Here is a 16,195-nt window from a genome sequence, read left to right as displayed (position 1 = left end):
TTATCTATTCTGCATCAGTTTCAATGACTTCCGTTGTCGTTGTGGTGACCTCTGTGGTAGGTACAACGACTCTTTCGGTAACAGGACGAGGTTTAAAACAAATTGTGCGAGTGATGTCATTGACGGTTAAGTCGTACGCCGGACCTGCAATCATTTGTAAGGCTTCGCGCAATTTCATAGAGCCAAAGCTATAATGAATTTTTGGTAGAGGAAGGGAGAATAACGTTGAGACTTCAGGTTGGCTTATACGACATAGGGTAAATCCGGTATTAGCAAGGGTAGTTTCTAAACCTTGTCTGACGGTCGCATTAAAGACTTGCTTTTTACCTTTCCCAGAGGGAACTTTTACATCAATCAACTGTTCCAGTAGGTATTTTTGACCTTCTTGGGGTGAGCTACCGACCAATAAATAACGGTCATACCGCACAACCTCTGGTGTTTCGGAAGTGTATTGATAGATATCTGGCGCAATGACCCGATCTTGCGGTTCTCGAACCTCACCCCACTGTTCTTTTAGATTTTGCTTGGAGACTTGTCCTTGAGCGTTTTTAGAAATAGCCGGTAATTCTGGCACTGAAGAGGACTGTCCCTCTTTCTGGATATTATTTTTATTGGTGCAAGCACTTAGGCACAGGGCAAGGGCAGTCACCGCGAATACCATTTTTTGCATTGAAGGTTCTCCATAGTTATTCAAATTGGCATGATTACTATGCGGAAAACCGAAAATGATTTGAACGATTTATTGTTTTTACAAAAACAACAAAAAATTTGACCGCACTTTATCGATAAAAAAGCATACCCACAAGGTGAGTATGCTTGATATTTAATATTCGTAGGCGAACATGATGGTCGTAGCACTGCGATCTGCTTCTGTAATGACAAGGACATCTTCATTATCAACAGAATGTAGGCTGACTACACGACCATGCTCATTTATCGCATTATCGTTGAGTATCCAGTCGGATTGGCAGGTATTACCCCAATCGTAACTGAGCTGTTGTTCGATTAAATGGTGAATTTGAACCGGGTTTAGAATTTCCGAAATCGCTTGAGTTACCATGATTTTTCCCAAGGTAAACGGCGGTTTTCTTGAGTTCTCTAAAGACCAGGAAAAATAACCTCGATGTTCGTTATTGGCTTCATTGGAAAAATAAAGCGTGGTGAGATTACTGGCGATAGTGCGATCGGTAAATACGATGACCTCCCCCATAGGGGTATCATAATGCGAATAAATACCGGCGGCATTCGGATGCGGTGCTATTACATTATCATCCAGCAATTCCGGCGAACATCTGCCTTGTTGCTGATATTCAATGAGGTTTGCAATCGCAAAATCACTGAGTTTGTGTTTGATTTGGCGTGAAACACAAACCTGACCAATTTCAAAAAAATGATTTCCCTGACACATAGAAGTTTCTCCTTGTAATTTAAGTGACGTAAATGTAAAGGGGAAACTTCCCCTGTCGGGAGTTTCCCCGACGGGTGAAGTGATGAGTGAAATGGACTATAACCATACATAGGGAATACCTTCCCTACGGGATAAAAGAAAACCACAATACTCTGAATTAGAGTATTGTGGTCGTGAGTGAAATCGGGCTACTTGGAATCGCTTTTAGTCCGCTTATTTTTCCCAGTAAGTTCGTCCCAGTTTACCCAGAGTACGAGACTGAAAAAAATCACGACAGCAAGCGTAAACAACCCGGTTGTTAAAATTAGAGGCCAATTCATGAGCCCTCCTCTTTTTGTTTCTTTTCCGCCTTATCTGCCACGTAAGCACTTACATGACCGAATACCCACAGTGTAACACCAAAGATAAAGAGGATCACTCCTTCTTTGACACCGATGGTATCGTTTGGTACCACGATTCCGACAAGCCCGGCACCGGCGAGGGTACCTGCCTTTCGAAGGTCTTCACCAATACGTTTGAACGTATTGACATGAAGTTTATCCAAACGAACACCCTGGATTTTAGCCTTCAAGAAATTAAAGAAATGACGTGCGTACAACATAACCGCTCCTTTCATTTAAGTTAAACAATAAAACAAGGGAACGGTTACTCCCAGCCGGGAAATAATCGTTCCCGACGGGAAATCAAATCTATTTAGATTTGAAATATAAGTAAAACTATTGTGTAGTTTCTAGATTATTTAAAGACAGATAAAATTCATTTAATGCAGCAATATCTTCTGCACTCAATGTACTTTTTGCATAATTCACATCTTTTAGAAAGGTGTTTTTTAATGCCAATGCCGCCTCATATAATGCTTCAAGTTTTTCGTCTCTAGTCATGATATACTCCCTGGTAAAAATTAGGCCCAAAGTAGCTCGGCTAATTGCACCTTTTTAGTCAGGTCATTAACCGCTTTTTTGGCGTAGGTCAATGAAAAGCCATGCGTCCGATTTTCCGGGTGATCTTTTAAGTCCTGATGTTTTTCCTTCGCTTTTGCTAATTCAAATGCAAAGTACTCAAGACTTTCCGGCATGGATAAATCAATTTTTCCAGCCATACTTTCCCAGTAAGCGATTTTGCTTTCATAGCTTTCTGCTTTACGCATTTCCTCAATGGATTTTTCCATCCGACGATGATTGCGTTCGATCAGCGCACGGTGACGTTTTTCGCTATGATGACCGATTTTAATCGGTTCACCCAGGCTAAGAAACTCACGCCCTTCATTGGCTGCCTCACAATATTGTGTGCTGCGTTTCATCGCATTATCGGCATAACTTTGATAACGTTCTACTTTCTGCTCCGCACGCACCTGGCTATTTACACCGTCACAGCGGATAAATGAGTAAAAGTAATAACCATCTACTTGTTTAACAAGATTATGGATTTCTACTTCCGTCTCACTACCATGTTTACTGGTAAGCGTAATAATCTCACCTTTGGCATGTTGTTCCGGGCATTTAGCAACAAATACTGTTGGCGCGAATTTTGCGTATGTGTTCATAGGGTTTCTCCTAAATTAAAAATAAAAAAGGAGAAACCACCCAAAGGGGAGATTTCCCCTTATGGGTAAAGAAAAAGACCAACAAAATGTCGGTCTTTATCGTATGTTAAGCTACTTTAGATTCATTATCAGTCGGTTTATTCGGTTGCTCCTGATATCTCAATTCGCCGTCAATTTTAATCATCTTGACGCGAATTAATCGGGATTTTAATGTAACCGCAGTGTCCCCTTTTTTGTGATATTTCGTATCTTTTGATACGGTATAAGTATCAGTCCAAAGGTCACTTAAAACGAAAGAAATCAATACTTTCTTTTCTGTCTCTACAGCATCTGAACAACGTCTAATCAGTTTTTCAGCTTCTGCACCCACGATATTGCAATCGAAAAAACGATATTCCGGCTCATTGGTATCGCCGACTAACGCTGCGATACGACAAGCCCAGAATGGATTTCCTTTTTTAGGCTTTACTTCACGAATATCGTTTAAATAACCGACACCATGAGTATGCAAATTGAAGTATTGAGTTGAATTTTGTTGAGTTTGAGTAGTCATGATTTGTTTCTCCTAATGTGAAATAAAAAAGCGGAGAAACATTCCTACCCAATGCGGGTCAAATGTTCCCCGCGAGGGTTAAGAGGGGTAAATAACTTACATTAACTTGAGTATAAGCATGGCAATTTTAATAAAAATACCCGCGACAAATAATGTAAGAATATAAGGCATAATTTCATTCAAAAATACATCAGAATTGGCCATTCTGTTGAAAGTACTTGTGAATTTACGATGAAATGTGCTGAAAACGTTCATAATATTTCTCCTATTAATGATTAATTCATTGCAGTTTTGGTTTCAGCATAGACTCCGTATTGACCGTCGCCCAATGCAAATAAACCTAACGCTACATGATTAATTTGGCGAGAAGCTAATTCAGCTTGCAATGTTTGCGCTGAGCAAGCCTCTTCATTAACAGGAAAACGACCATCATTAGAGAAAAAATAAGTAATTTTTCCAGTGACTGCGTTTAGTACTTGAGTGAATTGGAATTCCATGGTGTTTCTCCAATATGCAGAGAAACACTTTACCCACAGGAAAAATGATTCCCTGCAGGGTTAAGGAAGTAAGGTTAACATCTACTCAAAGAGCGTCAGATTTCAAGATGCAGCTGACATTCGGGCTATGCACTAATTCATCTCAATGATGAATCGAAGACTTTAAAGTGCGGTCTTCCTGGGCTTAGTGTTGTCAACGACAACGGACTAATTAGGTATATTAGAAAGAATAAAAATAAAAAAAACGAGTTTTTTTTATTTTTTGCAGATTAACAAAAAATACATTTTAATTTTCAATAAAATTAAAATGTTATCTATATAAAAATTAAAAACCGCCAGAAGTAGTGACTTCTGACGGTTTTTAACATTTTGAAAATAAACAAAACCAAATATTTTGAATAAATTTCTTGAATAAATGGAGTAATTTGACCCAAAGAGTTCTGTTTTACACAGGACTACGCTTCGTTACCGTATGCTATGTAATTCATCCCGCTCTCGGTTTTATTAGGGTCTTTAACCGAAACAAACAGTGGCACATTCCAGCACAAACGGAGCTCAGTGTTTTACCTACGAGCACAGGTGGGGTTAGGGATGGCGACTGCCTAGTCCGGATAACACAAATATGCTATTTGGACTAGACGGTCGCCTGAGAACAGTATGATATGCAAACAAACATACCGAAGAGTAGTTAGCAATCACCTAAAAGGAGTCCGTATTTCAGATTGCGTCGAGTACTGAAGGTTCAAGTCAATCAGACCCTGATAACGGCCATATGGGAGTGAGTTCTGCGGGAGTTCGTCGGTTCCACAGTTACTCGGGAGTCGCTTGATGCCGACAAACGACAAACGGTGTTTAAGCTCGTATCGTAACCTGATTTGTCGTTTTTTTCAAGGCGGCTAATATTTGCTATTTTAGATAAACCTCAAATCTTCTCGCATTACCTTAATTTTTCTAAGTTGCTTTTGTGTAGCACCTGCGGTCTTTTTCTTCGAAGTTTTAGAGGATTTTTCACCGATATTTTCAAGCCCGTCACAATCGGGATATTTAGTACATCCCCAAAAGTGTCCGTTTTTGCCATTGCGTTTAGCCATAGCACTACCGCACTTCGGGCATTTTTTAATTTCAATATTATCTAAGCGAACACTGGATTATCGTGATTGATGTATTAAATGGTGGATGAAAACTTCTTGTTTTTGCATAAAAGTTTCAAGTGACATTGCACCTTCAGCAATTTGGTTCAACGCTTGTTCCCAAAGGGCGGTTAAACCTGGGTCTTTTAATACCTCCGGCAAATTATCAATCAGCATCGTCCCTTCTACCGTTGGTATAATTTGCTTACCTTTATTTTTTACAAACCCTTTATCAAATAGGCTCTGTATCAATCCTGCACGGGTAGCTTCCGTTCCTAACCCCTCTGTTTCGCGCAGCTGTTGTTTTAATCTTGGATCGGTTACAAAACGGGCTGCATTTTTCATTGCTATCAACAAAGTTCCTTCGGAATAACGCGCCGGAGGGGACGTTTGTAAGGATTTGACCTCCGTATCAACAACCCGACATGATTGATTGGTCTTCAACATCGGTAATTTTTGTTTGGTATTATCGTCACTACTTTCATCTTCTTCAGCTGTCTTGCCGAATAAAATTTTCCAACCGAGAGCAATTGTTACATTACCTTTGGCAATCAACGTTTGCCCGCTACTTTCCAGCTGTATCACGGTTTTATCTATCTCACATAGTGGCAGAAACTGCGCCAAATAACGCCGACGGATTAAATCATAAAGTTTAAATTCATCTTCCGACATTTTACTAATATCAACTCGACCTTGTGTTGGTATAATCCCGTGGTGCGCGGTAATTTTCTTATCGTTCCATGCGCGGGATTGCTGTGATAAGTTCAAGTGCGGTAGAATTTTTTGCAGATTCTTATCTGTAGTGATCAAGGTTTTGATGACCGAAGGTACTTCTGATAGTTGTGATTCGGGCAAATACCCGCAATCAGTACGAGGATAAGTTGTTGCTTTATGGGTTTCGTACAGCGATTGCGCAATATCTAATACTTTCTGTGCCCCCATTCCATAAAGACGGTTGCATTCTGCCTGTAAATCGCTCAGTGCGAACAATAACGGTGGATTTTGTTTTTCCCGCTTAGTTTCGATATTGACGACCTGAGCCATTCCGGATTGTCTGATTTTCTGATTGGCCGTTTGCACAACTCGACTATCCAAACACAAGCCATCTTCATCACAATATTGTTCTGGTATCACATATTGAGCCATAAATTGCCCGTCACTTACACTTAATTGTACGGCTAAGGTAAAATGTGATTTTGGTACAAAGTTTGCTATCTCTCGCTCACGATTGACCACAAGAGCCAATGTAGGGCTTTGCACCCGTCCAACTGATAATGCTTTACCCTGATAACCTTTTTCTTGTATCAGTAAAGTAAAAAGCCGTGAAAAATTCATCCCAATTAACCAGTCCGCCCGACTACGTGCCAATCCTGCATAATAGAGCGGTAAGGTTTCCTGATTAGATTTTAATGTACCTAAAGCTTTACGAATACTCACCTCATCCAATGCAGATAACCACAAACGCTGAATTGCCCCTCTAAATTTGGCTAAATCCAATAGTTCACGAGCAATAGTTTCACCCTCTCTATCAATATCGGTAGCAATTATCACTGTGTTAGCGGCCTTAATCAGTTTCATAACGACATTATATTGCTTTTGGGTTTCTTTCTTCGGGGCAACCTGCCATTGAGACGGGATGATGGGTAAGGTATCAAACGACCATCGTTGAAATGCAGGGTCGTAATCTGCCGGTCCAAATTGCTCTACCAGATGTCCAATAGCCCAAGTGATGCATAATTGTTTATCTGAAGTATAAAGACAACCATCACCACGCTGGTTGGCGCCTAATACCTTAGCAATATCTTTACCCTGAGATGGTTTTTCACATAAAAATAATTTCACTACTTCACCTTTAGTCTTCAATACACTCCAATGAATCTCTCCAGTCTTTGCAGGCACTGAGACGTATAAATTTTATATTGTCTAAATTCCATCCATGATAATAAGGATTCCAATGGCGCCAATTTGAGGGTGGTGATGCAAGTGAAGGTTTTTCTTCAAAACCATATACTTCTCCTGTAGGTTGAGTCACAACATAACGCACCCAATCTGGTGCAATATATTCTTTACCTCGATAGATGATCTTTTTCTCCTTATCGATTTTTATGAACGTTGTCATCATTTACTCCTTTTTTCTGTAACGCATACTGTCTTAATTCTTCAGTATAAATATCGGGTGAAGTATTCTCATAGTTATTCCAAACGTCATATATAATTTCTATGTAACTATTAACTGAATTGATTAAAATATAGGAGCAGTTTAAAAAATTCATATAATTAAAAAAGTATAAACTCTTAATAGAAATGGAAATAAAAAATCCCGGATTATATGGGGCATAATCCGGGATAAATAACACAAGGAGAATGTTATACTTGTTATTTGATAATTTTTAACATGCGTTGTTTGATATCTTCTACTTTTGCACGGTCTTTTGTTTTTACCGACCAAGAGACTGATACATGTTTATCTTCTTTTTCTAATACAACATCAAGATAGCCATATTTGAATTCATCTGCTAAATGGTAGTATGCACCGGGTGTTGCTTCATGAATAAATCCACTGGTGATCATGCCATGTTCAGCCCATCCACGATCTGCTGAGCCTAAGACCTGCCCGCCACGTGCTTTGATTTCCTCTTCGCGGGTATTGAAACCGAATTCACGTTTAACCCGGACATACAGTGTATCAATTTGACGGGCAGATGTAGCACTATCATCAATAGTAACTACCGAGCCTGTTCCTAATGTTTGGTTAATTGAGCCTGCCATTTCACCAACCTTATTATTTAGTGCGGTTAATTCGGCACACCCTGCCAGTAACAGAATACATAGTGGCAATAAAAATTTTTTCATCTTGAACCTCGTTATTTGTCGTTTAGAAAAGTAACTTTTCAGCTAGAACGGTATTTCACCATTGAAGTCATCCATTGGTGTTTCTTGTTGCTCAGATTGAATTTTTGGTTTGCTATCCAATAATTGCATTTCTTCGCCGATAATATTTGTTGTCCAACGATCTATACCGTTGCTGTCCGTCCATTTTTGTGTCCGTAGATAACCTTCAATATAGATTTTAGATCCCTTCTTCAAGTAATCTCTGGCGACTTCAGCTAATCGACGATATAACACAATTCGATGCCATTCAACTAATTCCTTGTTTTCTCCAGTAGCTTGATCTTTCCAATAGCGACTTGTTGCAACACTTAATGTTGCCGTATGGTCTCCGTTTGGCATAACTCGGATTTCAGGATCTGCACCGAGGTTTCCGATAATAGTAACTTTATTAACTGACATGTAAAACTCCTATTTAGTGTGGTGATATAGTAGATCTCAAAGATCTGGTTTAAATAAAATATATTTACTTCGTTCGGGGGGTTAAGGGGGGCTGCGCCCCCTTACCTTTAAAAGGCCTTTTAGGGGAGGATTTTCCTCTACATAAAAAAATAAGCTTTTCCTCTCAACCTTAAGAAGGTTTTCCTCTCAATTATTCCAATGCTTTTTTAAATAATTTCTCGGCGATAACCAGTTTGTCTTCACATTCTCTTGACTGGCGCAAAATTGAATTAAGCACGGCCATTTGCATATTGGCACAGATTCTGTCTTTTTCGATAGCCAACATTGCCTCACGAATTTCAATCGGGATATTTTTGTCTTGGATAATTTCTTCCCAAGCTGGCTGTCCTTGACGGTTATTACCGCAGTTGCGCCAACGTAAAAAACACCCACCAGATGACACATCTTTTTTCAAATAAATAGGTAAGTGTGTCAAAGGATAGCTGTTGGCTGCGTCGATAATTTTTTTCTGCATCAACATTAAAGCATCACGGGTTTGTTGAATATATTGAGACAGTAATTGATAATCTTCTGCGCTATTAATTTTCCGGAAAACACTTCTCAAACTCGCATTTACAGGGGCTGTTCGGTGAAATGCCTGAAAATCTGCGTCAGATAATTGAACATACTGGGTAGAGAGTAAAGACATTTTACTATCCTTAATGATCTTCTAAAGTTTGGCTGTTTTGTTCTAAAACAATTTCTGTTTCAACTTGCTCCTGGCTATTATTAGTTTTAATGGCAGGGGCATATCCACTACGTTTGCTTCCGTCTAAAATTTCCTGAGGCAATTCACCAAAACGTTCAACCGCACTTTGTGCTCTTGCGTTTTTTTCGCTGAAATCTTGACGTGTAACACCACTATGACGATATTGTTGTGCCATACCAAAAACACTTCTCATCAAATGGGAGGCTTTTTGCATCCAGGCTTTTGCATCGGATTTAGTCATAATTGCAATATGTGAGGCGGTAAGTACTGCTCGAGCAACAGAATCATAATCTGTTAATAAATAAACCAAGATATAACCTAATGGATATTTAATATAGATAGGCATAGTAACTGGAGCAATATTTTGGCAACGCTGGATATCAATCCCTTCAGGAATTTGATTTGCATAAAGCGCATAGATTTGTTCGTTTAGAGCCTGCATATCTCTACGAGCAGAGATAATTTTATCTTCCAAGGCAATCAAAAACTGATCTGCATAAGGGTCATCATTTGCCGCATCTGTATTGACCTGATTTAAGATGGAAAGGCAATGCGGCATGCTAATGATTTGCGAGTAAAATTTATTACTCTTTTCATCTGTTTTATCTTCGGTTGCACTCCAAGGTCGGCCCGCCCAGATTCTTGTAGCATAATGAGTATGTAGTGTCATATTAATATCACTGCGTAATGCACCGAGTTCATTAAGTGGATTTTGAGTGTCAGTCATAATCTTTTCCTCTTTTGTATTTGGATAATATTTTATGCATAACTATTTGTAATTAAATGAAAAACTAAAATCTGAATTTTACTAAAAAAATTGTCGTGATTTTTGATATTGTCATAGATGATTTCTATTTCTTAACCACTCATTCTTTGGGAATGATTGTTTATTTTTTAATCATCGTGTACACTGTACACACTGTTTGTTTTTTGAACAATCATCCTCCAAAATAATCGTTTGTTAATATAATTTACGCATTTCATTGAGTAATGCTAATCGTTTTTCTATTTCTTCAGGTGTTAAGGTTATTTCTGTCTCAGATTTGTTTTTATCATTCGAGGCCTCTGGTAACACAGGTTGTATTTTGCCTGTTATTACATATGATGCAGTCGGTTGATTTACTAAGTAAGGTTTAAATTGTCCTGACGCAGCATTACGCAGCATTTTACAAAGATACCCCATGATATTTTTAATCGCTTTAGCCGTATTCTCACTTTGTTGAATACGTAGTGCAGTTTCAAGTAAAACGTTCTTGAAGAGTTCTTCTGATAAATTTAATTCTGCTGTCATTTTCAGTAACGTATTTTTTTCCAATGCTGTTAAGGCATATACATTTGGAAACTGTGTTGCTACTTGTTCAAGTACTGTACTGTACAAATTATTATTTATATAAGTACTAGTACTGTACTGATTTGCTGACTTCCTTAATGGAAGAGAGTCAGAAATCAAAGACTTAGCACTAACTTCCGTAATGGAAGACTGCGAGTTTTGACTGACTTTCGTATGGAAAGTCTGTAAATTCGTTGATTTTTTACTCCCTTCCGCACCTATTTCACTGACTTCCTTAATGGAAGTCAGTAAATTATCTTGAGTCTTTTCCAATAATTTGGTTGTTGGTGCTGTGAGTTTTTGCTGTGTTTGCAGTTCAAGATGAGTATCACGAGATGCGTAACGTTGGCGCATTAGGTTGATATGTGAACCATAATGCACGAGCGTATCGTCATTTAATAATGACTGCATTATTTGATTTGCCACCTGATTAACGATGTTATCTTTATGATGACAAGCGCCCTCAAGAAAACTTAGGTAATCATCATTAAAGTGGATAGCATCTACCACACTGATTGGTTCATCATGAATAATGTAAATATTGCCAAGCACGCGTCCATGATTATCTCGGGCGGTGCTGCAAAATGTGAGCCAACGGCACAAACGTAATAACATAATTGTTTGACTAACCACTTTAGTTGAGGCTTTCTCATGACTATAGGGTCTGTCTGACAGTAATTTTTGTAATTCCTCATAGGAGGGAAATGCTGTGCCCTTATATGCCTTGGCATTAAATTTAATGACCTGCCAGGCAAATTTAGCCTTGGGGGTAAGATAATTATCTTGTAGTAATCGAAGCGGAATGCTTTCATGCGGATTACCAAAATAGAGTAGTCCTTCCGATTGTATGGATAGCTCTAGCTTTGGTATATCTTTATTGTTCTGTTTCTCCGCTTGACGACGAGATAATTCTGCCGTTGCATTTTCGATAATTTGTGGTATATTTTGCGCCATTGCTATGACTCGCTTAGCTTATAAGCAGTTAACGGAAAGGAAAATGTGGTCAGACATTTTCCTTTTTCATTTGTATATTTCCCTATCATCGTTGAAATCCTTGATACTAGTTCTGTTTTTCCCAACCTTGAATCAACTTCCACACAGAAGTCAGGCTGACTGCATATTCTTCAGCAATAAGCATGTAAGTATCTAGGGCTTCCAGGCTATCCAGTTGAGAAACTGTCTTTTTTAGTTCTTTCCAACGTAACCAAATTTCACTTTCTGTTTCTTCACTACAGTGTTTTTTTCTACCTTGTTTTTCAGTCCGTCCAAGTAATTTTCGACGGCCACTGACTTCTGCGGAAGTTAAACCAAAAAAGTGTTGCATTAATTCGATAGAGGCGTCGAGCATTAAAGCTCTATCCTGTGTTTTTTCCAGTTTTTTATCTTTTTGGGCGCAATCTAAAATGCGCCCTAATAAATGGTGATTTATTTCTACATTGCAAAATTGGGCAGGAGAATTACACAAATAAACCACTTCATTAACTGATAAATTTTTAATTTGGCGTAATTCTTCTTCGTTAAATCCTAGCTTTTCACAACATTGCAGATTACCTGCTTTCAGCTGAGTGACAACATAGCCGATGATGGCTTGGTTGATTGATGTATGCATGACGAACTCCTTTTATATTAACGTAAATGTTCACGCATCCGGCGAACAATACGGATTAAGCGGAATATTTTGACTAATAAAATATCGCTTATAGCGGCATTCATTTGTTCGTTGCCGACTAATAGCTCCTCAGGAATGGTCCAGCTCAACATATTAGTATGTTTATCTGAGGCGAGCATGACCATTAATTCGTAAATACTTTCACTTAGTTGGTTACTTTTTGCTTCGGTAGGTAACGGTGCCAATGTGAAAGTAAAATCGCTGATATCTTTTTCAGCATTTAAATATTGAATAAGCGTTTTAGGATTGAGTCCTACGGCTTTGAATATATCGTAAGCAAGCCCATTGGCTTCGGCTGTTAAACGATTAAAACTGTCAAATGCCGGGAAAATTTGCCAAATGTCGGTGACCGGTTGGTGACCAGTATTGGCAAATGTGAGACCGTTATCTTCGGCGCGTTTTTGCTGCTGTTCTCGTAAAGACATCCCCGGGGTCATTCCAAATTGATCAAAGATATTTTGATGACTATTATTTTTCTGGACGTCATCATTGTCAGTAATGTCCGAATCATTTGAATTTTCCGGTTGAACTGGTGTTTTCACTATCTTCGGTTCTGAAATTTTGTTCTTTTGTGGTTGGTTTTTTTTCTCTTTGTTGTTAACTGCGTTATTGTCCAACTCAGATAACGACGGAACGGAATTATGTACCGGTTCACCGTTATTATTTTGAAATGAGGTTTGGAACGCTTTTTCTTCTCGACGGCGTTTTTGCTCGTCAATATCCACTTCAAAGCGAATATCTTCATAGGTTGTTCCGTTATTTAGAACTGTAACCATGGCACCAATTAACTCATCTTGGACATATGAAAGATGGAATGACTGTGGTTCAGAGTCAAAGGTACTAAGCACTTTTTCCCATATTTCTAAAAAAACAGAATCATCAAATAGTTGCTTTTTCCATAGTGATAATGCATTGTTGTACAGTACTAATAACTTCTCAATTTGAGGTTTTCCCATGCCGGCAAGAAGCACATTAGGGATGTATGGATATAAATGAACTAGGCATGATTCCATTTTTGCTAATAATGAGTAGGATATGCCGTACCCATCAGTTTTTAATCGTTCTGATAATTGACGGTGAGATAGTTTTTTTTCATCGCTCTTTTCATACATTGCCTTAATTTCGGCAATCGCCAGTGCACGCTCAACGAAGCTCAAATCACCACGTAAGTCGTTTTCCGTTAAGTGGCCGATTAGACAGGATAGGGTGCCTTCATTTTCATTGCCATCCCATGGCTTATATAGGCAGCGAATAGACCAGTATTTAGGGTCTTGAGTTTCTTCCCATAGTTCATTTAGTGCCTGTAAGCGGGTATTACCACCGTCGGCGATAATATAGAAATCGTCTCCCGGACGTTTAGTAATATTCGGTGCAAAGTCTAAACCACGCATACGAATAGATTCTTTAATTTCTTCAAATTTGGGATTTTTAGTTTTGCGTGGGTTGCCGTCAAACGGACGTAGTTGCATTAACGTCACGCTGATTAATTGTGGTTGTTGTTCATTTGCCGATTGCTGGATTTCCTGTATTGATTTTTTATAGTCAGGAGATGTATTAGCAATTTGGGTTGCCATCATATTTTGACGTATCAGTTGCTGGCGTTCTTCGGCTGTTTTCGTTTTGAAAAAAGATTTTTGCGTATTCATCATTTATCTCCATTAATAGGTCGAGTATTGTTCAGTGTTGTCTAGTTCGGTGAATCTGGAATATTCACCCTCGAATTTGCATAACACTCGACCCAACGGTCCGTTGCGGTTTTTCGCGATAATAATTTCACATAGCCCATTGAGTTCATTGTCGGCTTTCGCGTAGTAGTCATCTCGATGCAAAAACATAATAAAATCGGCATCTTGTTCTATTGCTCCTGACTCCCGGAGATCCGATAATATAGGTTTTTTATCAACACGATTTTCAGGGTTGCGGGATAGTTGAGATAAGGCGATGATCGGTACATCAACTTCTTTCGAGATGGCCTTTATTTCTGCTGATATTGCCGTAACTTCTTCGTATCTATTCGGTTTACCCGGCATAGTCATAATTTGCAGGTAATCAACCAAAATAATGGATGGCTTGCCGAATAAACGGATGTTCCGGCGGATTTTTGTTCTGAGTTTATGTGGAGTTAGGCGGCTTTCATCATCCAGAATGAATCGATTAGTCCATTTTTTGATATGCCCTAATGCAATAGCCAGCTTGCCATAGTCTTCCTCACTCATACTTAAAGGACTTCTGATGCGATCTGCGGATAAATTAGCAACTAAGCTAATCATGCGCTGCATGATTTGATCTGCCGGCATTTCTAAGGAGTACATATGTACCGGAGCAGGCCGCTTTTCTAAGGCGTTATAAGCTAAAGTTAAAGCACAGGCAGTTTTACCCATAGAGGGTCTTGCAGCCAGGATATGCATTCCCGGTTGAAATCCTCCGGTCTTGAAATCCAGTTTTTTAAAACCGCTTGGTGTACCAACAATCGGATCTTTAGTTTCACAAGCTGACTCAATGCGATTGACGACTTTATCCATCACTTGAGATAAATCTACAGGTTGATTGTCTTGTACTTGATTGATGGCTATGTCAAATAAGGTTTTCTCTGACTCAGCCAATATCTGTTCAAAGTTTGTTGCAGAACAATGAGATTGGGTTCTTTCAACAAGATATTGACCCAGACTATTTAATCGGCGCTGACGACTATAGGCAATAACGACATCGGCATGTGCTTTAATATTGGCTACGGATGGTGTGGTATGCGCAATTTCTGCGATATAAGCAAATGTACCGTCACTGTCTTGCGCATATCCTATTTTTTTGAGTTCTTGCTCTACCGTAATAAGATCCGCCGGTTGCCCTTTACTTAATAAAGTAGCAATAGCCTTAAAGATGCATTGATGAGCCCAAGGATAAAGATCTTCGGCTTGAAGTAAGCCTGCAATTTCATCGAAACAGTCATTCTTAAGTAGCAGTGAGCCTAAAACGGCTTGCTCACTTTCTAGTGAATAAATCGCTTTTTGCTTAGGTTTGGATGCCATAACTGTTCCCTCTTAAAATTTTTGAGCCCACTGAGGAAACAGCAATTTGCATAGGCCTTGCATGGTTTCATATTCACTTTCTGCGTAGCGATGGATTGGTGTGCAGTATGCATTAGCTTCACGGTATGCAACACGAGCCGGAATAACCAATGGTAAAAATTCAATTGGCGCGAGGAATTGTGCTTTGAATTCTTCATCATTGAATAATTCACGAACCTGATTGATCACATCTTTTGCATTATTTGTGTTATCAACGCGGTTTGCTAAAACTTTAATAGGAGGTAATTGAAAACCGAAGTGAGTATAAGTAGCTAAGTCATTATAAAGACTCAACGTGCCACGCATAAATTCACGAGTAGATAGTAATTCAGGTAGGACAGGGGAGAGAATTAAGTCACTGGCAAGCACCGACATTGAAAGGGTAATGTCGCGCGTACCGCGCGTATCAACCATAATGAGGTCGTAATCTTTAATTTGCTTGATTAAGTGATTAAAGCGGATTACACCGTCATCCGAATCTTTCAGGAGCAGGCTTATTTTACCAGTAGGATCATTTGACTTAATCAAATCAAGATTAGGAATATCAGTTTGAGATATTACAACTGCCGGGTCGATGGTGCGGTTAATAATAAATTCATAAATACCGCCGGGAGCGTTACTAACTGTTTTGTAATAGGAGCTTAAAGATGGTTGAACATCTGTGTCAATCATTAAGACTTTAAGACCATGATCTGCACAAAAAGCGGAGATGTTAGCGGCGTTAGTGCTTTTAGTTACTCCACCTTTAGTTGATAAAACGGTAACTACAAACGGAGTTTTAGAAGAATTTAGATTTGAACTTGTCATGACGAACTCACTTTTTATCAAAATTAAACTAAATCTTTTAATTCTGTCTAAAAAGTAAGCTCTTAGATGAGCTTTCGGCTAAAATTTAGCCGTTTGAGATGGTGCCCGAGGCCAGACTTGAACTGGCACGCCTCGAAAGGCGAGGGATTTTAAA

The 16,195-nt window shown here is 39.0% G+C and carries 18 protein-coding genes and 1 pseudogene; all 19 read right to left on the bottom strand.

The features are described 5' to 3' along the window. Nucleotides 1-4 precede the first annotated feature (4 nt). A complete protein-coding gene (locus AC979_RS00085) occupies nt 5-670 on the bottom strand; it encodes a PilL N-terminal domain-containing protein (protein ID WP_053085708.1) in 666 nt (221 codons plus the stop codon). 153 nt (nt 671-823) lie between these two features. Beyond that, the gene (locus tag AC979_RS10190; protein ID WP_049372361.1) at nt 824-1,408 is read right to left on the bottom strand and encodes a hypothetical protein; all 585 of its coding nucleotides are present in this window, start codon (nt 1,406-1,408) and stop codon (nt 824-826) included. Nucleotides 1,409-1,724: 316 nt separating this feature from the next. Then, entirely contained in the window at nt 1,725-2,009 is a 285-nt protein-coding gene (locus AC979_RS00075) for a hypothetical protein (protein ID WP_049372360.1), read from the bottom strand. A 115-nt stretch (nt 2,010-2,124) separates the two neighbouring features. Beyond that, nucleotides 2,125-2,289: a hypothetical protein gene (locus AC979_RS10420; RefSeq protein WP_161797276.1), complete on the bottom strand. Its 165-nt coding sequence runs from the start codon at nt 2,287-2,289 to the stop codon at nt 2,125-2,127. A 20-nt stretch (nt 2,290-2,309) separates the two neighbouring features. Beyond that, nucleotides 2,310-2,951 (bottom strand): DUF3560 domain-containing protein, encoded by a 642-nt coding sequence (locus tag AC979_RS00070; protein WP_049372359.1) that lies wholly within the window; start codon nt 2,949-2,951, stop codon nt 2,310-2,312. Between the two features lie 106 nt (nt 2,952-3,057). Next, the gene (locus tag AC979_RS00065; protein ID WP_049372358.1) at nt 3,058-3,504 is read right to left on the bottom strand and encodes an STY4534 family ICE replication protein; all 447 of its coding nucleotides are present in this window, start codon (nt 3,502-3,504) and stop codon (nt 3,058-3,060) included. Between the two features lie 96 nt (nt 3,505-3,600). After that, nucleotides 3,601-3,759 carry a hypothetical protein gene (locus AC979_RS10415; protein ID WP_161797275.1) on the bottom strand — a complete coding sequence of 53 codons (159 nt, stop codon included), beginning with the start codon at nt 3,757-3,759 and terminating at the stop codon, nt 3,601-3,603. 20 nt (nt 3,760-3,779) lie between these two features. Beyond that, complete coding sequence (locus tag AC979_RS00060) at nt 3,780-4,001, bottom strand: hypothetical protein (RefSeq protein ID WP_049372357.1); 222 nt, start codon at nt 3,999-4,001, stop codon at nt 3,780-3,782. Nucleotides 4,002-4,912: 911 nt separating this feature from the next. Further along, nucleotides 4,913-6,973, bottom strand: a pseudogene (locus AC979_RS00055) (DNA topoisomerase III). A 10-nt stretch (nt 6,974-6,983) separates the two neighbouring features. Beyond that, nucleotides 6,984-7,253, bottom strand: coding sequence for a hypothetical protein (locus AC979_RS00050; protein ID WP_239657822.1), 270 nt, complete (start codon nt 7,251-7,253; stop codon nt 6,984-6,986). 254 nt (nt 7,254-7,507) lie between these two features. Further along, nucleotides 7,508-7,984, bottom strand: coding sequence for a hypothetical protein (locus AC979_RS00045; RefSeq protein WP_049372355.1), 477 nt, complete (start codon nt 7,982-7,984; stop codon nt 7,508-7,510). A gap of 42 nt (nt 7,985-8,026) precedes the next feature. Then, on the bottom strand, nt 8,027-8,422 hold the full coding sequence (ssb, locus tag AC979_RS00040) for a single-stranded DNA-binding protein (RefSeq protein ID WP_049372354.1): 396 nt from the start codon (nt 8,420-8,422) through the stop codon (nt 8,027-8,029). 190 nt (nt 8,423-8,612) lie between these two features. Continuing rightward, a complete protein-coding gene (locus AC979_RS00035; protein WP_049372353.1) occupies nt 8,613-9,110 on the bottom strand; it encodes a DUF3158 family protein in 498 nt (165 codons plus the stop codon). 10 nt (nt 9,111-9,120) lie between these two features. Next, the gene (locus AC979_RS00030) at nt 9,121-9,897 is read right to left on the bottom strand and encodes a PFL_4669 family integrating conjugative element protein (protein WP_049372352.1); all 777 of its coding nucleotides are present in this window, start codon (nt 9,895-9,897) and stop codon (nt 9,121-9,123) included. 234 nt (nt 9,898-10,131) lie between these two features. After that, the gene (locus tag AC979_RS10460; protein ID WP_193387041.1) at nt 10,132-11,454 is read right to left on the bottom strand and encodes an STY4528 family pathogenicity island replication protein; all 1,323 of its coding nucleotides are present in this window, start codon (nt 11,452-11,454) and stop codon (nt 10,132-10,134) included. A gap of 106 nt (nt 11,455-11,560) precedes the next feature. After that, complete coding sequence (locus AC979_RS00020; RefSeq protein ID WP_049372351.1) at nt 11,561-12,109, bottom strand: DUF2857 domain-containing protein; 549 nt, start codon at nt 12,107-12,109, stop codon at nt 11,561-11,563. A gap of 17 nt (nt 12,110-12,126) precedes the next feature. Then, entirely contained in the window at nt 12,127-13,818 is a 1,692-nt protein-coding gene (locus tag AC979_RS00015) for a ParB family protein (RefSeq protein WP_239657821.1), read from the bottom strand. 9 nt (nt 13,819-13,827) lie between these two features. Further along, entirely contained in the window at nt 13,828-15,195 is a 1,368-nt protein-coding gene (dnaB, locus tag AC979_RS00010) for a replicative DNA helicase (protein ID WP_049372349.1), read from the bottom strand. A 12-nt stretch (nt 15,196-15,207) separates the two neighbouring features. Beyond that, nucleotides 15,208-16,041 (bottom strand): ParA family protein, encoded by an 834-nt coding sequence (locus AC979_RS00005; protein WP_049372348.1) that lies wholly within the window; start codon nt 16,039-16,041, stop codon nt 15,208-15,210. Nucleotides 16,042-16,195: the final 154 nt, after the last annotated feature.

Source organism: Parahaemophilus parainfluenzae (assembly GCF_001053575.1).
Classification (GTDB): Bacteria; Pseudomonadota; Gammaproteobacteria; order Enterobacterales; family Pasteurellaceae; genus Haemophilus_D; species Haemophilus_D parainfluenzae_S.
The sequence above is the reverse complement of the archived record's forward strand: the minus strand, read 5'-3'. Positions and strand labels throughout refer to the sequence as shown.